Raw genomic sequence first — 17459 nt, forward strand, 5'->3', positions numbered from 1 at the left:
TCAGTCGTAGTGCATCAGGCCATGGCCCAGCTGCGGTGTGCGGCCGGCCATCAGGTCGGTGAGGAACTGCCAGAACGCATCGGCGCTGGGCGGGCAGCCCGGCAGGCTGTAGTCGATGTGCACCACCTCGTGGATCGGGTGCACGCGGTTCAGCGGCAGCGGCAGCTCGGGGTCATCGGGCACCTGCGCGCCAGCGGCCAGGCCGTCGCGCTGCTGGTACACGGCGCGCAGCAGCTCGTCGATGCGCAGGTGGTTGCGCTGCGCCGGCAGGCCGCCGTTGATGGCGCAGGCGCCCACGGCCACCAGCGTCTTGCAGTGCGCGCGAAACTCGCGCAGCACCTGCACGTTCTCGGCATTGCACAGGCCGCCTTCCACCAGGCCGATGTCGCAGCGGCCCACGGCCTTCAGGTCGGTCAGCGGCGAGCGGTCGAACTCGACCCGCTCGATCAGCGCGAACAGGCGCTCGTCGATGTCCAGAAACGACATGTGGCAGCCAAAGCAGCCGGCCAGCGACACCGTGGCCAGGCGCAGCTTGCGCGGTGCGGGGGGCGGTGCTGCGTTCATGGCGGCGGCATGCCGTCGTCGGTCTCGGGCAGGGCCGAGATCGGCGCGGCGTCGTAGCGGCGCTGGCCGATGGGCACGGCAAAGCCGCGGCGCTTGGGCAGGATGGCGCCCACCGGGCAAATGCGCGCGGCCAGGTCGCTGGCGGCCAGGTCGGTGTCGCCCAGGCGGCCGCTGGCGCTGCCCACCACCAGCTGCGTGCCCAGGCCGCGGCCGCCCAGCGCAAACACCGCCTTGCCGTCGTGCTGGGCCGAGGCGCGCACGCACAGCCCGCACAGGATGCAGCGGTTGAGATCGAGCAGCACATCGGGGTGGCTGGCATCCACCGGGCGGTCGGGGTAGAGCTGCTCGAAATGCGGGCCCTCGACGCCGGCCTCGCAGGCCTCGGCCTGCAGCTTGCACGCGCCGCTGCGCTCGCAGCTGGGGCAGAAGTGATTGCCTTCGACGAACAGCAGCTGCAGCAGCGTGCGGCGCTGGGCGGCCAGTGCCTCGCCGTGCAGGCGCACCTCGAGCCCGGCTTCGGCGGCGGTGCTGCAGGCCGCCAACTGGCGCTCGCCAATGGCCACCATGCACAGCCGGCACGAGCCGTGCGGCGCAAAGCCCGGGTGCCAGCACAGGTGGGGGATGTGGCGCCCGGCGCGCGTGGCGGCCTCGATCAGCGTCTCGCCGGGCTTGAAGGGCACCGGGTGGCCATCGAGCAGGAACAGCGGTGCGGCGGGGGTCATGGCGCAATGCGCTGCGGCTGCGGCTGCGGGTTGGTGGGGGCATCGGGCTCGGGCATGACCTCGTGCTTGCGCGTGACATCGGTCTCGCGCGTGGCCAGATGCGCGCCGGCATCGTGGCGGCCGGTCAGCGCGCGGGCCTGCGACAGCTCGGCGTCGAGGTCGAAGCCGGGCACGAACTGCAGCGACTGCAGCCGCTGCTCGTAGGCCGGCCGGTGGTGGCGCAGCGTGTCGTGCAGCATGCGCCCGGCGCTGGCGCCCAGGCCGCAGTGGCTGCTGCTGCCCAGCAGCTCGGTGAGCGACCGCAGCGCGTCCAGATCGTGGCGCGAGCCGCTGCCGGCGGCGATCTTGTCGAAGCGGCGGGCCATCAGCGTGGTGCCCACACGGCAGGGCGTGCAGAAGCCGCAGCTCTCGTGGGCAAAAAAGTCGGCCGCGTGGCGGGCCACCTCGAACAGGTCGCGCCCCGGGCCGAACACCGTGAACGCGCCGGCGCTGGGCAGGTCTTCCTGCGCGATGCGGCGGCCGAAGTCGCGCGCCGGCACGCAATGGCCCGAGGGCCCGCCCACCTGCACCGCCTGGGCATCGACAGCGCCGCAATCGGCCAGGATGCGCGCCACCGGCGTGCCCAGCGGGTACTCGTACAGCCCCGGCCGCGCGCAGTCGCCCGACACCGAGTGGATCTTGGTGCCGGTGGCGCGCGCGGTGCCGATGGCGGCCCAGCGCGCGGCACCGCGCAGCGCGATCTGCGCCACGCAGCAGAAGGTCTCGACGTTGTTCACCACCGTGGGCAGGCCGCGCCAGCCGTGGCTGGACGGGTAGGGCGGGCGGATGCGTGGCACGCCGCGCCGGCCCTCCAGCGATTCGAGCAGCGCGCTTTCTTCACCGCACACATAGGCGCCGGCGCCCAGGTGGATGGCGATGTCGAAATCGAAACCCGGCCGGCCGGCGATGGCCGCGCCCAGCAGCCCGGCGGCGCGGCGGCGCGCCAGCACCTGCTGCAGGCCGGGCAGCAGCCAGCGGTACTCACCACGCAGGTAGATCAGGCCATGGCGCGCGCCCAGGGCCCAGGCGGCCAGGGTCATGCCCTCGATCAGCGCATCGGGTTGCAGGCGCAGCAGCGTGCGGTCCTTGAAGGTGCCGGGCTCGCCTTCGTCGGCATTGCAGACCACCACGCGCTCGGTCACCGGCTGGGCGGCGCAGGCGCGCCACTTGTCGGCCACCGGGTAGCCGGCGCCGCCGCGGCCCAGCAGGCGCGCGCTGGCCAGGGCCTCGATCAGCGCGCTGCCGGGCTGCGCCAGCGCGGCGGCCAGCGCGGCGCCGGGGGCATCGGCGGCGCCCAGCAGCACATCGGCGCGACGCACCGGCTCGTCCACCTGCTGCCACTCGGCCGGCCAGGCGGCGGGCGGCAGGCCAGCCTCGATGGCCTGGGCCAGCGCGTCGATGCGCGCCGCATCCAGCCGGGTGATGACCTGGCCATGGTTGACCAGCAGCGAGGGGCCCTGGTCGGCCAGGCCGATGCACGAGCAGCGGTCGATGCTGAGCGCGCCATCGGCACGCACCTGGCCGGGCGCCACGCCCAGGCGCGCGCACAGCCGGGCCATCAGGGCCGGCGCGCCCTGGTGGCGGTCTGACACATGGTCGGAGAACAGCAGCCGCAGCCGCCCCACCGGCGCCAGGTGCAGAAAGCGGTAGAAGCCGGCCACGCCGCGCAGCTCGGCCAGCGGCAGGGCCATCTCAACGGCCAGGGCCTCCAGTGCGGCGGGCGGCAGCCAGCCCCGCTGCGCCTGCAAGGCCACCAGCCGCTGCAGCAGCTGGCCAGGTTCACCGGCGGGGGCGGCCGACATCGCTGGGCGCCGCGGGGCAGGCAGGACCGGCGGTGGCCGCTGCTACAGCGACAGCGGTGACAGCGGCATGGCGGCCGAATCCTCGTCGGTGGCCGGCAGCGCGTGGGCGGGCGGCTCGCCGGGGCGTGGCGCGGCCAGCATGTCGGGGGTGATCAGCACCACGCCGCGCGGGCTGACATGGAAGCGCGCGCGGTCCTCGTCGAGGTTCAGCCCGGCGCGAAAGCCGTCGGGCAGCACGCAGCCCTTGTCGACGATGGCGCGCTTGAGCACCACGCGGCGGCCGATCTGCACATTGGGCAGGATCACCGAATCCTCCACCAGGCTGGCCTCGGCCACGCGCACCTTCGAGAACAGGATCGAGCGCCGCACCGTGGCGCCGCTGACGATGCAGCCGCCCGAGATCAGCGAGTCCATGGCCATGCCACGCCGGCCCTCGTCGTCGAACACGAACTTGGCCGGCGGCACCTGGCGCTGCAGGCTCAGGATGGGCCACTCGTCGTCGTAGAGGTTGAGCTCGGGTACCACGTGGGTGAGGTCGATGTTGGCCTCCCAGAAGGCATCCACCGTGCCCACGTCGCGCCAGTAGGGCTTGTTGCCGACCATGTTGACGCAGCTCTCGGTGAAGCGGTGCGCCAGCACATGGTGGCCGCCGGCCACCAGGCGGGGAATCACGTCGTGGCCGAAGTCGTGGCGCGAGTCGGGGTCGGCCGCATCGGCCGCCAGCTTGGCGCACAGGAACTCGGTGCCGAACACGTAGATGCCCATGCTGGCCAGCGCCTGGTCGGGCTTGCCCGGCAGGGCCTGCGGCTGGGCCGGCTTTTCGGTGAAGGCGGTGATGCGGTCGTCCGCGTCCACGCTCATCACGCCGAAGCCGCGCGCCTGGTCGAGCGGCACCTCGATGCAGGCCACCGTGGCATCGGCGCCGGCGGTGATGTGGTCGGCCAGCAGGCGCGCGTAGTCCATCTTGTAGACATGGTCGCCGGCCAGCACCAGCACGTACTCGGGCCGCGCCTCGCGCACGATCTCGAGGTTCTGCCACACGGCGTTGGCGGTGCCGCTGTACCAGCGCTCGTCCAGCTGCTGCTGGGCCGGCACCACGTCGATGAACTCGCCCAGCGCCGACTGCAGAAAGCCCCAGCCACGCTCGATGTGGCGGATCAGGCTTTGCGCCTTGTACTGGGTGAGCACGCCAACGCGGCGGATGCCCGAGTTGACGCAGTTGCTGAGCGCGAAATCGATGATGTTGAGCTTGCCGGCAAAGGGCAGCGCGGGCTTGGCGCGGCGGTCTGTCAGCTGGTAGAGCCGCGAGCCGCGGCCGCCGGCCAGCACCACGGCATACACATGCTGCATGCGGTGCGCCAGATCGGCGGCGGCGCGGGCGGCGGCGGCCGGGGCCACCCGGTGCGGCGCGCGCGGGCGCGCCGTGGAGGCCGTGGGGGCCGGTGGGGCGGGCCGTTGGGGCATGTCGTCTCCTGGCGGTGGCCGTGGCGGCCTGCCGCCCAGGATGAGCGGCCAGCGTGACGGCGTCTTGACGAGCCGCGATGCTGCCGCGCATGGCCAGTCCGCGCCAGGGGCGCGAATTGATCCATGTCATTCCCCACCCCGTGAATCAAGCTTGCCCTACCGAGGCCGGCAGGGTGATCGGGCCGCCGCCGGCCCGGCGCACCCCTGGCGCAGCACAAGCGGCAGAACCGGCAGAACCGGTGGCTGCGGGTGGGTGGCTGCGGGCGCCGGCAGCGGCTCAGGCCGGCGGCCCGGCCGGTGCCGGCGGCCGCCGTGCCAGCAGCCCGGCGGCCAGCGTCTCGTAGGCCGCCGCCGCCTGCAGCAGGCGGGCATCGGCGCGCGGCGGTGCGATCAGCTGCAGGCCGGCGGGCCAGCGGCCGTTGGCATGAAAGCCGGCCGGCAGGCTGATCGCCGGTGCGCCGGCAAAGGTGGCGTACAGCGTGCTCTCCATCCAGCGGTGGTAGGTGTCCATCGGCCGGCCGGCAATCTGCGCCGGCCAGCGCTCGCCCAGGGCAAAGGGCCAGGCCTGGGTCACCGGCAGGGCCAGCAGGTCGACCTGGCGCCACAGTGCCAGGCAGGCGTCGTGGAAGCGGCTGCGCAGCTCGCCGGCGCGCAGCAGGGCCATGGCGTCCAGGCCCTGGGCCTGGTCGTGCTCCCACAGCGCCTCGGGCTTGATGTGCTGGCGGGCATCGGGCCGCAGCGCCAGCAGGGCGGCCACACGCGGCGCCACCAGCGCGCGCCGCCACACCAGCCAGGCCTGCCACAGCGCGTCGAGATCGACCGCAAAGCGCACCGGCTGCACCTCGGCACCGGCCGACTCGAAGCGCGCCAGTGCGGCCTGGCAGGCGGGCAGGATGCCGTCTTCCAGCGCCAGATGGCCGCCCAGGTCGCCCAGCCAGCCGATGCGCAGGCCGCGCAGCGAGGCCGGATCGGCATGCGCCGGGCTGAGCGCGAAGCTGGCACCGTCGGCCAGCGCCAGCGGCGTGCGCGGATCGGGCCCGGCCTGGGTGGCCAGCAGCGCGGCCAGGTCGCGCACGCTGCGGGCCATCGGGCCTTCGGTGCCGAGCTGGCTGATCCACAGCTCCTGCGCCGGCCACAGCGGCACGCGGCCCTGGCTGGGGCGCAGGCCGAAGACATGGTTCCAGGCCGCCGGGTTGCGCAGCGAGCCCATGAAGTCGGAGCCGTCGGCCACCGGCAACAGGCGCTGGGCCAGCGCCACCGCGGCGCCGCCGCTGGAGCCGCCGGCGCTGACCGTGGCATCCCAGGCATTGGGCGTGGCGCCGAACAGCGGGTTGAAGGTGTGCGAGCCCAGGCCCAGCTCGGGCATGTTGGTCTTGCCGATGACGATGGCGCCGGCGGCCTTCATGCGCGCGGCCATCAGCCCGTCGTGCGGGGCCACGGCGCCGGCCAGCAGCGGGCTGCCCACGGTGGTGGCAAAGCCCTCGGCCATGGCCGCGTCCTTGATGGCCTGCGGAATGCCGTGCAGCCAGCCACGCGAGCCCGTGCGCGCATGGCCGGGGGCCAGCTCGGCGTCGTGGCGGTCGGCCTGGGCCAGCAGGCGTTCGTCGGGCGCCAGGTTGACGATGGCCCGCAGCGCCGGGTTCAGGCGGTGGATGCGTGCCAGGTAGGCGGCCATCACCTCGCGGCACGACAGCTGGCGCGCATGGATGGCGGCCGAGAGGGCGTGGGCGTCGAGGTCGGTGATCCCGTCCGGGGTGTCGGGGCTGGGGGCAGGGCTGGGCGGGCGGCTGGCGTTCATGCCCGCAGCCTACCTGTGCAGGTTCAATGCCTTGCTGCGGGTGTTCACCCGGTGTGAAGAAAGCGCCCGCGCAGCAGGCTCAATCACGCCGGGTCAGCGCAGGCGGCGCACCGGCAGCGGCCGCACACGGCGGCGCGACAGCCAGGGCAGCGCGATCAGGCCGGCCAGCAGCAGTGCGCCGGTCTTCAGTTCGGGCACCGGTGCGGCCACGCCACCGCCCAGCGCACCGCTGCCGGGCAGGGCGGCCGCCTGGGCCCAGCGCAGCGTGCCGCCGGCCACCAGGTACTCGCCCAGGCCATCGCCGTACAGCGCCACCTGGCTGAAGCGGCCGGCCGGTGCGATGGCACCGACGAACTGGGTGTACTGGCCGTGCAGCAGCCAGCCGGGGTTGTCGGCCGCCGACTGCGCGGTGGCCACGGCCAGGCCCGGCCCGCCGTCAAAGGCCAGGTACAGGCTGGAGGCAAAGCAGCAGGTGCCCCAGTCGCCGATCTCCAGCCCGAAGGCGCTGATCGGCTGCTCGAACCGGAACAGCAGGCCCGAGGCCGGCCCCGCGGTGCTGGGCACCAGGCCGATGGCGGCGCCGCTCAGCGCGCCCGGCAGGCCCAGCGCGCGCAGCGCGGCGTAGTCGGGGTCCACCAGGCGCGGCAGGCCGTCGGCGCCCAGGATGTCCAGGCCGGGCAGCGCGAAGCGGCGCGCGCCGTCGCTCAGACCGTGCAGGGTCTGGGTGTGCACGGGCCGGCCGATGGCCGCCACGCCGGCATCGAAGGCCTGCGCGCCGGCCAGCAGGTCGGCATGGATCAGCAGCGGCGCCGGGTCAGCGCCGGCCGCCTGGGCCGGCACCTGCGGCGTGAACAGCAGGGTGGCCGAGGCCAGCAGGGCGCGGAGCAGCAGATTCATGGGGACGGGGGCGCGAACGGACAGTGGGCAACAGGCCGTCAGTGTGGGCGCGCGGCCTGCGGGCAAAGCCGCGATGAGTGCAGGCTTTCGGTCGTGAATCGGCCCGGTGCGTGGCTGCCCGCCGGGGCGCTCAGCCGCGCCGCGGCGGCGTGGCGGCGTGGCCTGGCAGATCAGCCGCTCAGACGATCAAGGCTCGGCGCCGGCCGCCAGCGCTTGCAGGCAGGCCAGGCACAGGCAGCCGCGGTAGCGCTGGCGCAGCGTGGCCTGCAGCGCGGGGGCCAGGCTCAGCGTGCTGCAGGGGCAGGGTGCCGGGCCCTGCACGCCGCAGTGGAAGCCGCCGCCGCAGCGCGGGCAGCGGTCGGGGGGCGGGGTGTCTGCCGCGGGCTTGGCCGCGGTGTCGGCAGGGGTGGTGGCCGGGGTTGTGGCCGGGGTGTTGCCCGCCGGCTCGGCCGTGGTGGCACCGGTGCCGGCGGCCAGGCCCGTCACGCGAACAGGCCCTGGTGCTGCTCGCGCAGCAGGTTCTTCTGCACCTTGCCCATGGCGTTGCGCGGCAGGTCGGCCACCACGAACAGTTGCTTGGGCACCTTGAAGTTGGCGATCTGCGCCTTGAGCCCGGCCACCATGGCCGCGGCGTCGAGCGTGGCGCCGGGGCGGGCCACCACCACGGCCACCACCGCTTCGCCAAAGTCGGGGTGGGGCACGCCGATCACGGCGCTTTCGGCCACGCCCGGCATCTCGTTGATGAAGCCCTCGATCTCGGCCGGGTAGACGTTGTAGCCGCCGCTGATGATCAAGTCCTTGCTGCGGCCCACGATGGTGATGAAGCCGTCGGCCGCACGCTGGCCCACGTCGCCGGTCTTGAACCAGCGCTGGCCCTGGGCGTCGCTGGCGAACTCCTCGGCGGTTTTTTCGGGCATGCGCCAGTAGCCGGCAAACACATTGGGGCCGCGCACCTGGATGTGGCCGATCTCGCCGCTGTTGCAGGCACTGCCGTCGTCGCGCACCACGCGCACCGCCACGCCGGGCAGGGCCGGGCCCACGGTGCCGCGCTGGCGTGCGCCGTCGCTGGCGCGGCCGGGGTTGCTGGTCAGCATCACGGTCTCGCTCATGCCGTAGCGCTCGAGGATCACGTGGCCGGTGCGGGTGGTCCAGTCGTCGAAGGTTTCCACCAGCAGCGGCGCCGAGCCGCTGATGAACAGGCGCATGTGCGCGGCCTGCGCCGTGCTCAGCGCCGCCTCGCCCAGCATGCGCACGTACAGCGTGGGCACGCCCATGAACACCGTGGCGCGCGGAAACTGCGCAATCACCGTCTTGGGCTCGAACCGGTTCAGCCACAGCATGGTGCTGCCGTTGAGCAGCGCGCCGTGGCTGGCCACGAACAGGCCGTGCACATGGAAGATCGGCAGCGCGTGGATCAGCACGTCATCGGGCTGCCAGTCCCAATACGACTTGAGCACCTGGGCGTTGGACAGCAGGTTGCCGTGGCTCAGCATCGCGCCCTTGCTGCGCCCGGTGGTGCCGCTGGTGTAGAGGATGGCGGCCAGCGCGTCGGCCGGCTTCACCGCCGGCGTGTGCTGGTCGCCGTGGTGCGCGGCGCGTTCCAGCAGGCTGCCGCTGCGGTCGTCGCCCAGCGTGAACACATGCGCCGTGCCGCTGGCAAACGCGATGCGGCTGACCCAGGTGAAGTTCTTGGGCGCGCAGACCACCACCGCCGGCTCGGCATTGCCGATGAAGTAGCCGATCTCGGCTTCCTGGTAGGCGGTGTTCAGCGGCAGAAACACATGGCCGGCGCGCAGCACGGCCAGGTACAGCACCAGGGCCTCCACGCTCTTCTCGGTCTGCACCGCGATGCGGCTGGCCGGCGGCAGGCCCAGGCTGTCGATCAGGTTGGCCATCATGGCCGTGGCGCGATCGAGATCGCGCCAGCTGTAGAGGCTGCCGGCGCAGGGGCCGTCCAGCACCTCGATGGCCGGGCGGTCGAGATCGGCCGGAAAGGCGGCGCGCAGCGCGCTGAAGAGGTTGTGGTTGTCGCTCATCGTGCGTGTCAGTCGAGTTTGGCTCCGGACGACTTGACGACCTCGTGCCAGCGCCGGGTCTCGGCGGCCACGAAGCGGCCGAAGTCGGCGCCCCACAGGTTGGGCGGCAGCGCGCCCAGGTTGGCCCAGGCGGCCTTGACCTCGTCGGAGTTCAGCGTCTTCTTCAGCTCGGCGCTCATCGCGTCGATGATGGGCTGCGGCGTGCCCTTGGGCGCCCACAGGCCGTACCAGGTGGCCACCTGGTAGGTGGCCACGCCGCCCTCGGTGCTGGTGGGCACGTCGGCAAAGCCCGGCGCGCGCTGGGTGCCGGCCACCGCCAGGGCCTTGATGCGGCCGGCCTTGATGTGCGCGGCCGAGGAGCCCAGGCCGTCGAACATCAGGTCCACCTGGCCGGCGATCAGGTCTTGCAGCGCCGGGCCGGCGCCGCGGTACGGAATGTGGGTGATGAAGGTCTTGGTCTGCAGCTTGAACAGCTCGCCGGCCAGGTGGTGGCTGGTGCCGTTGCCGGCCGAGCCGTAGTTGAGCTTGCCGGGGTTCTTGCGCAGGTACTCCAGCAGGCCCTTCAGATCGCTCACCGGCACGCGCTGGGCATTGACCACGATGACCTGCGGCACGCTGCTGAGCAGGCCCACCGGCACGAAGTCGCGCTCGAGCTCGTAGTCGAGCCGGGGGTACATCGACGGCGCGATGGCGTGGTGCACCGCGCCCATGAAGAAGGTGTAGCCATCGGGCGCGGCCTTGGCCGCCACGCCGGCGCCCACGGTGCCGCCGGCGCCGCCCTTGTTGTCGATCAGGAACTGCTTGCCGGTGCTCTTGCTCATGGCCGCAAACAGCGGCCGTGCAAAGGCGTCGGTGCCGCCGCCGGCCGGGAAGGGCACGACGATGTTGACCGGCTTGCTGGGCCAGGCCTGGGCTTGCGCCTGGGCGGCCAGCGGCAGCGCCAGCAGGCTGGCGGCGGCCGTGGCCAGCGCCAGGGCACCGCGGCGGCGGATGGAAATCGGGTTGCTGCGCATCATGTCTCCTGCGACGTTCGTGTTGTGAAGTCCGGCCGGCCGGGCCTTGCCCCGGCGCGTGCCCCGGGGGCTGGCGGGCGATGATGCCACCAGCGCCCCGGCACTCTGCTGCCTCAGATCAGGCTCTGGATCGCCCGTGCCTGCACCACCTCGCCACGCACATAGCGCTGGTGCCGGCGCTCGATGTGCTGCAGGTCGTACAGGTAGTTCACCATCAGGCCGGCCGACTGCTTGAGGCCCTTGGGCGCCAGGTTGGCCAGCGGGTTCAGGCGCTCGAGCCGCGCGCCGTTGTCGAGGTGGAAACGCGCCACCGGATCGCCCAGCGGCTGCGCCGTGACCTGGGTGAGGTAGATCGTGGCCAGGCGCTTGAGGGCCTGCTGCGCCGGCGCCGGCAGGGCCTGCAGCGCGGCCAGCTGGCCGAGGCCGGCCAGATCGTCGCCGGCGGCCTCGCGCAGCGTGGCCAGGGCATGCACGGCGCGCTCGGTCACCGGCTGCGGCAGGCCGATCAGCGCCCGCGCCACCTGGGCCGGATCGCGCGCGCTGTGCAGCCAGGCCATCAGGCCCGGAATGGGCGACAGCGTGCAGAAGGTGCTGAGCTGCGGAAACTCGCGCTTGAGCTCGGCCGCCACCCGCTTGATCAGAAAGTTGCCCAGCGACACGCCGCGCAGGCCCGGCTGGCAGTTGCTGATCGAATAGAACACCGCCACCTTGGCCGCCTCGGGCGGGCGCGGCGCGGCCTTCTTGTCGATCAGCGGCGCAATCGCCTCGGCCATCGCGTCGACCAGCGCCACCTCGACGAAGATCAGCGGCTCCTGCGGCAGCTGCGGGTGGAAAAACGCGAAGCAGCGGCGGTCAGGCTGCAGGCGGCGGCGCAGGTCGTCCCAGCCGTCGATCTCGTGCACCGCCTCGTGGTGGATGATCTGCTCGAGCAGTTGCGCGGGCGAGTTCCAGTCGACCCGCTGCAGCTGCAGGAAGCCGGGGTTGAACCAGCTCGACAGCAGGTGCAGCAGGTCGTGCTCCACCACCGCCAGCGCGCGCTGGCGCGGCAGGCGCTCCAGCAAGGCCCGGCGCAGCCGCACCAGGGCCGCGCAGCCGCCGGGCGCGCGGTTGATGCGACGCAGCAGCTCCTGGCGCGGCGGCTCGGCCAGGCGGCCCAGCTGCAGCAGCGTGTCGGGCAGCTGCGGGGCATTGGCATAGGCCACCGCGGCGGCCAGCACCTTCTTGGGATCGGGCGAGAAGTCGCGCGCCAGGTGCTCGAAAAAGCGGTCGAGCAGCGGATGGCGCGGCGCATCGAGCAGCGGCTCCAGTCGGGCCAGGATGGCGCGCGCGATGGCCGGGCCGTTGGCCTCGCCGTCTTCCGACAGCAGGCGCCGGCAGTCTTGCAGCAGCGGCCGCAGCGCACGGTCGGCCTCGGCGCGGGCCAGGCGCGGGCTGGCGGCCTTGCCGGCGGGCGTGGCGGGCTTGCCGGTGGGGCTGGCGGCTTTGCCGGTGGGGCTGGCGGCCTTGCCGGCTGGGGCGGCGGCGTTGCCGGTGGCCGGCGTGGCACGGGGCGCGCGGCGTTTCACGGCGGCGGGGCGGGGGGTGGGGGTGTCATCCGGCATGGCGGGCGGCCTGCTCCTGGTGCTGCAGCGCCTTCAGCGCGGCCAGTTGGGCCATCAGGTGGTCGTGCATGGCGCGGCCGGCGCGCTCGGCATCGCCGCTGCGCATGGCCGCGATCAAGACGCGGTGTTCGTTGATCGAGTCCTGCAGCCGGCCCGGTGCGGCCAGCTGGCGGCCCCGCCACAGGCGCATGAAGCGGCGCAGGTCGCCGGTGGCGCGGTCGAGCCAGCGGTTGGCGGCCAGTTGCTGCACCCGGGTGTGGAAGTCGTGGTTGGCGCGGTAGTAGCCGTCGAGGTCTTGCGCGGCGGCGTGGTGCTCGAGCTGGTCGTGCAGCTGCTGCAGCTGGGCCAGGTCGGTGGGCGTGGCGCGGTGGGTGGCCTCCAGCGCGCAGCGGCCTTCCAGCATGGCCATCACCGGAAACAGCTGCTCGGCGTCGCCATCGCCCAGCTCGGTGACGCGGGCGCCGCGCCGCGGCACCCAGTCGACCAGGCCCTCGGAGGCCAGCACCTTGAGCGCCTCGCGCACCGGCGTGCGGCTGATCTGCCAGGCCTCGGCCAGCGCGTTTTCGTCGATGAAGCTGCCGGGCGCCAGTTCACGCTCGAAGACCATGGCCCGCAGCCGGGCGGCCACGCCATCGTGCATCGAGACACCGCGCAGCGGGATCGGATCGCTCATGCCACTATCGTAATGCTGTAATTACAAAATCACCATGGTGTTCTCCCGCCCTTGAACTGGGGATGCCGCCCGGCCCGGGCCCGGGCCTTGCACAACGCAGAATGTGCCCAGCGGCCGGCCCCGGGCCGGGGCACGCCGCCGCTGCGCCAACCGGCCGCCCGGCCATCCCTTCCCCCTGTTCGGACTGCTGCAAGGAAGTACCCATGCGTCGTGTTCTGCCCCCCGATTCGATTGCGCAAGCCGCCGCAGGCGAAACGCCCGCACTGCCCGCCCGGCGCCGCCTGATGGCCGGCGGCGCGGCCGCGCTGGCGGCTGCCGGCTTGGGCGCCGCGCGCACGGCCGGGGCGCAGACCGCCGTCACGCCGGCCACCCCGGCCGCCCCGGCCGCCCCGGGTGCCGCCAAACCGCTGCCGGCCTACGTGGCCTGGAAGGACCCCGCCACGCTGATCCAGCACAGCGGCACCACCATCGAGACCCGGCGCAGCGCCTTCGGCACCAGCCCGATCACGCCGGCCGAGCGCCTGTACATCCGCAACAACCTGCCGGCACCCGATGCCGCCATCGTGGCCGACCGCGATGCCTGGGTGGTCGCCATCGAGGGCGTCAAGCAGCCGCGCAGCCTGAGCCTGGCCGAGCTGAAGGGCCTGGGCGTGGAGACCGTGGCCATGGTGCTGCAGTGCTCGGGCAATGGCCGCGGGTTCTTTCCCAGCAAGCCCAGCGGCACGCCCTGGGGTGTGGGCGCGGCCGGCTGCGTGATGTGGAGCGGCGTGCCGCTGCGCCAGGTGGCCGCCGCGCTGGGCGGCGTGGCCGAGGGCATGCGCTTCATCACCGGCACCGGTGGCGAGAAGCTGCCCGAGGGGGTGGACCCCAAGAGCGTGATCGTCGAGCGCTCGGTGCCGATGGCGGCGCTGGCCGACGCGCTGCTGGCCTGGGAGATGAACGGCGCGCCGATCGCGCTGGCCCACGGCGGCCCGCTGCGGCTGGTGGTGCCCGGCTACACCGGCGTGAACAGCATCAAGTACGTCAAGCGCCTGGCCTTCACGGCGCAGGAGAGCGATGCCCGCATCATGTCGCACGGCTACCGCATCAGCCCGCCGGGCGCCAAGGGCGACCCGAGCCAGCCCTCGGTGCAGGAGATGGCGGTCAAGAGCTGGATCAACAGCCCGGCCGGCGACGGCGCGCCGCTCAAGCCCGGCACGGTGCAGATTGCCGGTGTGGCCTTTGGTGGCGTGAACGCGGTGTTTGCGGTGGAAGTGTCGGTGGATGGTGGCAGCACCTGGCTGCCGGCGCGTTTTGTCGGGCCCGACCTCGGCCGCTATGCCTGGCGCAATTTCGTGCTCGAGGCACGCCTGTCCGCCGGCAGCCACCGCCTGATGAGCCGCGCCACCGACTCCACCGGCCAGGTGCAGCCGCGCGACCGCGCCGAAAACGCCGGCGGCTACAACAACAACAGCTGGGCCGACCACGCGGTGACGGTGGTGGTGGCCTGATGGCGGGCCGGCCGGCGGCCCCCCTGGCCTGCGAAGCCCGCATGGCCCCCCTGGCCCCTCTTGCCGGCTTGGCCCGTGTGGCCGGTGCCGCCATGCTGGCGCTGCTGGCGGCGGCGGCCGGGCAGGCCCAGGCCCAGGCCCAGGCCGGCGACGCCGAGCTGGCGCTGGGCCGGCAGGTCTTCAAGCAGGGCGCCAAGCCGGCCTGTGCGTTGTGCCACACGCTGCGCGATGCCGACGCCGAGGGCCAGATCGGCCCGCCGCTCGACGAGCTCAAGCCCGACGCCGCGCGCGTGCTGAAGATCCTGCGCAGCGGCTTCGGCGCCATGCCGGCCTTTGCCGACAAGCTCAGCGAGGCCGAGATGCAGGCCGTGGCGCGCTACGTGGCCGTGGCCACCGGCGCGGCGCGATGACCGGCGCGGCCGGGCCGCTCGCCGTGGCCGAGGTGCTGTCGGTGAGTGCCCGCGCGGGCCACAGCTTCTCGAAGGACGCGCGGCCGGTCATCGAGCTGCTGGCCGGTCTGGGTGTGGCCGATGACGGCCATGCCGGGCACACCGTGCAGCACCGCTCGCGGGTGGCGCGTGATGCCAGCCAGCCCAACCTGCGCCAGGTGCACCTGCTGCACGCCGAGCTGCTGGCCGAGCTGGCGGCGCAGGGCTTTGCGGTGGCGCCCGGCGCGCTGGGCGAAAACATCACCACCCGCGGTATCGACCTGCTGGGCCTGCCCACCGGCGCCGTGCTGCACCTGGGGGCCCAGGCGCGTGTGCAGATCACCGGCCTGCGCAACCCGTGCGCGCAGATCGAGGCCTTTCAGCCGGGCCTGCTGGCCGCCGTGCTGGTGCGCCGCCCCGACGGCCAGCTGCTGCGCAAGGCCGGCGTGATGGGCGTGGTGCTCAGCGGCGGCCCGGTGCGCCCGGGCGACCCGATCGTGCGGGCACCCGGGCCCGCGCAGGCCCTGCCTCTGCAGCCGGTGTGAGCGCGTGGGCGGCCAGGCGGCCGCCCGGCGGGCCAATCAGGCCGCGGCCAGCAGGGCCGGCGGCACGGTGTGGTTCTGGCCGCCGCGCTGCGCGATCTTGAGCGCGCCGATCTGGTTGCCCAGCGCCACGCAGCGCGCCAGGCTCCAGCCTTGCGACAGGCCGTGCAGCAGCGCGGCGCGGAAGGCGTCGCCGCAGCCGGTGGGGTCGACCACGGCCTCGGCGGCCACGCCCGGCACATGGGTGCGGCTGCCGTTGATCCACACCTCGCAGCCCTCGGCGCCCAGCGTCACGATCACGCCCTTCAGGTTGGGCTGGCGCGACAGCGCCTCGATGGTGGTGCCGATGCGCTCGGTCAGCATCGCGCCCTCGTAGTCGTTCACCGCCACCCAGGTGGCCTGTTCGGTGAAGCGCTGCAGCTCGGGGCCGCTGAACAGCGGCAGGTTCTGGCCCGGATCGAAGATGAACGGGATCTTCGCGTCGGCCAGCTGCTGGCAATGGCCCAGCATGGCTTCGCGGCCGTCGGGCGCCACGATGGCCAGCGTGATGTCCTTGCGCTCCACCGGCACCGGCGTGGTGTGGGCCAGCATCATCGCGCCGGGGTGGAAGGCGGTGATCTGGTTGTTGTCCTCGTCGGTGATGATCATGCACTGCGCGGTGTAGGTCTCTTGCGCCTGCAGCACCAGCGAGGTGTCCACGCCCCAGCCCTTGAGCCGCGCCATGTAGTCGCCGCCGTCGTTGCCGATGGCGCCCTTGACCAGCGGCTCGCCGCCCAGCAGGTGCAGCGTGTAGGCGATGTTGCCGGCGCAGCCGCCGTACTCGCGGCGCAGCGTGGGCACCAGGAACGACACATTCAGCATGTGCACCTTGTCGGGCATGATCTGCTGCGCGAAGCGGCCGTGGAAATTGGTGATCGTGTCGAAGGCGAGCGAGCCGCAGATCAGGACGGACATGGTGTCATCGGGCCCGGCAAGGGGCCCCGGTTCATGTTGCAAAAAATGCCCCCGCGCCTGCCGCTGCGCGTCGGGCGCACAGCGGGGCCGGGGTCATGGGTAGAACAGCTCGACGGTGTAGCCGTCGATCGATTGTCCGCCAGTGGCCACCAGGGCCTGCAGGCTGAGCTCCTGACCGGCCGCCACCAGGGCCTGCGGCGCGCCCAGTTCGGCCGCGCGCAGCACCTTGCGCACCACCAGGCGCCCGCTGGCATCGGTGAGCGACAACTCCACCGCCGGCATCGCCAGCGCCAGGTCGGCCCGGTTGCGCAGGCTGACGCTGAAGCGGTATTGCGCGCCCTCGGGCGTGGCGGCCTCCAGCCGTGCCATGCCCGAGGCATCCACCGAGAAGGCGCCGATGCGCTGCACCGGCTGCAGCGTGCAGCCGGCCAGGCCGCACAGCCGCTGCAGCGGCCCGGCCCAGTGCGGGTGGCGGGCGGCCAGCGTGTCGCGCCACAGCAGCGTGGCCTGGGCCAGGGCCAGCAGCAGCAGCAGCGCGGCCGCCACGCTGGCGGCCACGCGCACCGGCTTGCGCCGCCACAGCGCGGCGCGCTCGGCCACCCGCACGAACTCGAGCGTGGGCTCGGGCGGTGCAGCGGGCGGCTGCGGAAACGCCGCCATCGCCGCCAGGGCCGGCGCCGCGGCATGCGCCGGATCGGCCAGCGTGGCGGCCAGGCCGTCGGCCACCGGGGCCGAGGGCGTGTCGGCCGGCGTGTCGTCCTGGCGCGCCAGGCGGCCGGGCAGGCCCGGGTCGTGCGCCGCCACGCGGGTGGCGGCGGGCGCGTCGGGGTGGCTGTGCGGGGGGATGGCCGGGGGGCTGTCGGGCGCCGCGGCCAGGTCTGGGCTCGGGGCCTCGGCGCTGGGCGGCGGGGCGGCATCGGCGGCTTGTTGCGCTGACGCTTCGAGCGCCGGCTCGGCCGTGGCTGTGGCAGGTGCGGACGCTGGCGCGGCAGGTGCGGGCGCGCCCGCGGCGGCCGGCGCGTCCACCGGCTCGCGCGATGGCGTGCGCAGCAGCAGGCCCGGCAGCGGGTCGACGGTGCTGCCCAGCGCGTCGAGGTGGGCGAGGGCATCGTCGGCACCGTTCGGCAGATCGCGCGGCAGGGCTGGCGGTGCGGCTTGCGCTGCGGCTTGCGGCGAGATGGGCGGCGAGAGGGGCGCCTCGTCCCAGCGCTCGGCCAGGTCGGGCGCCTCGGCCGGCGCGGCCGACGGCAACGGCCGCGCGGCGGCGGCCTGGGGCGGCACCGGCTGGCCAGTGGCCATGTCGATCAGGTCATCGGCGGCATTGAACACGCCGGCGCAGCGGCCGCAGCGCACCCAGCCCTCGGACACACGCAGCTGGTCGTGCACCACGCGGAACACGGTGCCGCAGGTCGGGCAACGTGAAGCCAGGCTCATCG

Annotated in this window: 16 protein-coding genes; 3 read left to right on the forward strand and 13 right to left on the reverse strand. The window is 73.6% G+C overall.

Annotation, left to right across the window (positions count from 1 at the left end; translation table 11 throughout):
• The 11 genes from N4G63_RS04180 to N4G63_RS04230 all read right to left on the reverse strand — a co-directional run bounded on the left by N4G63_RS04180 (position 1) and on the right by N4G63_RS04230 (position 12609).
• A complete protein-coding gene (locus N4G63_RS04180) occupies positions 1-564 on the reverse strand; it encodes an NADH-quinone oxidoreductase subunit B family protein (protein WP_314599381.1) in 564 nt (187 codons plus the stop codon).
• On the reverse strand, positions 561-1286 hold the full coding sequence (locus tag N4G63_RS04185; protein WP_260790311.1) for a 2Fe-2S iron-sulfur cluster-binding protein: 726 nt from the start codon (positions 1284-1286) through the stop codon (positions 561-563). The genes N4G63_RS04180 and N4G63_RS04185 overlap by 4 nt, the downstream gene beginning before the upstream one ends.
• The gene (locus N4G63_RS04190) at positions 1283-3127 is read right to left on the reverse strand and encodes an NADH-ubiquinone oxidoreductase-F iron-sulfur binding region domain-containing protein (protein WP_260790312.1); all 1845 of its coding nucleotides are present in this window, start codon (positions 3125-3127) and stop codon (positions 1283-1285) included. Before N4G63_RS04190 ends, N4G63_RS04185 begins: the two co-directional genes overlap by 4 nt.
• A 42-nt stretch (positions 3128-3169) precedes the next feature.
• Entirely contained in the window at positions 3170-4477 is a 1308-nt protein-coding gene (glgC, locus tag N4G63_RS04195) for a glucose-1-phosphate adenylyltransferase (RefSeq protein WP_443112037.1), read from the reverse strand.
• Between the two features lie 391 nt (positions 4478-4868).
• Positions 4869-6389 carry an amidase gene (locus tag N4G63_RS04200; protein WP_260790314.1) on the reverse strand — a complete coding sequence of 507 codons (1521 nt, stop codon included), beginning with the start codon at positions 6387-6389 and terminating at the stop codon, positions 4869-4871.
• Positions 6390-6482: 93 nt separating this feature from the next.
• The gene (locus N4G63_RS04205) at positions 6483-7286 is read right to left on the reverse strand and encodes a hypothetical protein (protein ID WP_260790315.1); all 804 of its coding nucleotides are present in this window, start codon (positions 7284-7286) and stop codon (positions 6483-6485) included.
• A gap of 186 nt (positions 7287-7472) precedes the next feature.
• Positions 7473-7772 carry a cysteine-rich CWC family protein gene (locus tag N4G63_RS04210; RefSeq protein ID WP_314599382.1) on the reverse strand — a complete coding sequence of 100 codons (300 nt, stop codon included), beginning with the start codon at positions 7770-7772 and terminating at the stop codon, positions 7473-7475.
• Positions 7769-9322, reverse strand: a complete 1554-nt coding sequence (locus N4G63_RS04215) for a malonate--CoA ligase (RefSeq protein WP_260790316.1) — start codon at positions 9320-9322, stop codon at positions 7769-7771. The genes N4G63_RS04210 and N4G63_RS04215 overlap by 4 nt, the downstream gene beginning before the upstream one ends.
• 8 nt (positions 9323-9330) lie before the next feature.
• A complete protein-coding gene (locus tag N4G63_RS04220; RefSeq protein WP_260790317.1) occupies positions 9331-10335 on the reverse strand; it encodes a Bug family tripartite tricarboxylate transporter substrate binding protein in 1005 nt (334 codons plus the stop codon).
• A 113-nt stretch (positions 10336-10448) separates the two neighbouring features.
• The gene (locus N4G63_RS04225; protein WP_260790318.1) at positions 10449-11900 is read right to left on the reverse strand and encodes a malonyl-CoA decarboxylase domain-containing protein; all 1452 of its coding nucleotides are present in this window, start codon (positions 11898-11900) and stop codon (positions 10449-10451) included.
• 25 nt (positions 11901-11925) lie between these two features.
• Complete coding sequence (locus N4G63_RS04230) at positions 11926-12609, reverse strand: GntR family transcriptional regulator (RefSeq protein ID WP_260790319.1); 684 nt, start codon at positions 12607-12609, stop codon at positions 11926-11928.
• 284 nt (positions 12610-12893) lie between these two features.
• Between N4G63_RS04230 and sorT the strand changes: the two genes are divergently transcribed.
• Genes sorT through N4G63_RS04245 form a run of 3 tightly spaced genes read left to right on the forward strand, consistent with a single transcriptional unit; the run spans position 12894 to position 15072 of the window.
• Entirely contained in the window at positions 12894-14099 is a 1206-nt protein-coding gene (gene sorT / locus N4G63_RS04235; RefSeq protein ID WP_260790641.1) for a SorT family sulfite dehydrogenase catalytic subunit, read from the forward strand.
• 41 nt (positions 14100-14140) lie between these two features.
• Positions 14141-14509, forward strand: a complete 369-nt coding sequence (sorU, locus tag N4G63_RS04240; RefSeq protein WP_314599383.1) for a SorU family sulfite dehydrogenase c-type cytochrome subunit — start codon at positions 14141-14143, stop codon at positions 14507-14509.
• A complete protein-coding gene (locus tag N4G63_RS04245; protein ID WP_260790320.1) occupies positions 14506-15072 on the forward strand; it encodes an MOSC domain-containing protein in 567 nt (188 codons plus the stop codon). The genes sorU and N4G63_RS04245 overlap by 4 nt, the downstream gene beginning before the upstream one ends.
• 36 nt (positions 15073-15108) lie before the next feature.
• On the opposite strand, the gene N4G63_RS04250 is transcribed toward N4G63_RS04245, so the two are convergent.
• Positions 15109-16023 carry a carbohydrate kinase family protein gene (locus tag N4G63_RS04250; protein ID WP_260790321.1) on the reverse strand — a complete coding sequence of 305 codons (915 nt, stop codon included), beginning with the start codon at positions 16021-16023 and terminating at the stop codon, positions 15109-15111.
• 93 nt (positions 16024-16116) lie between these two features.
• Complete coding sequence (locus tag N4G63_RS04255) at positions 16117-17457, reverse strand: zinc-ribbon and DUF3426 domain-containing protein (protein ID WP_260790322.1); 1341 nt, start codon at positions 17455-17457, stop codon at positions 16117-16119.
• Between the last annotated feature and the right edge of the window lie 2 nt (positions 17458-17459).

Origin of the sequence: Aquabacterium sp. OR-4, assembly GCF_025290835.2 — a bacterium.
Taxonomy (GTDB): domain Bacteria; phylum Pseudomonadota; class Gammaproteobacteria; order Burkholderiales; family Burkholderiaceae_C; genus Pseudaquabacterium.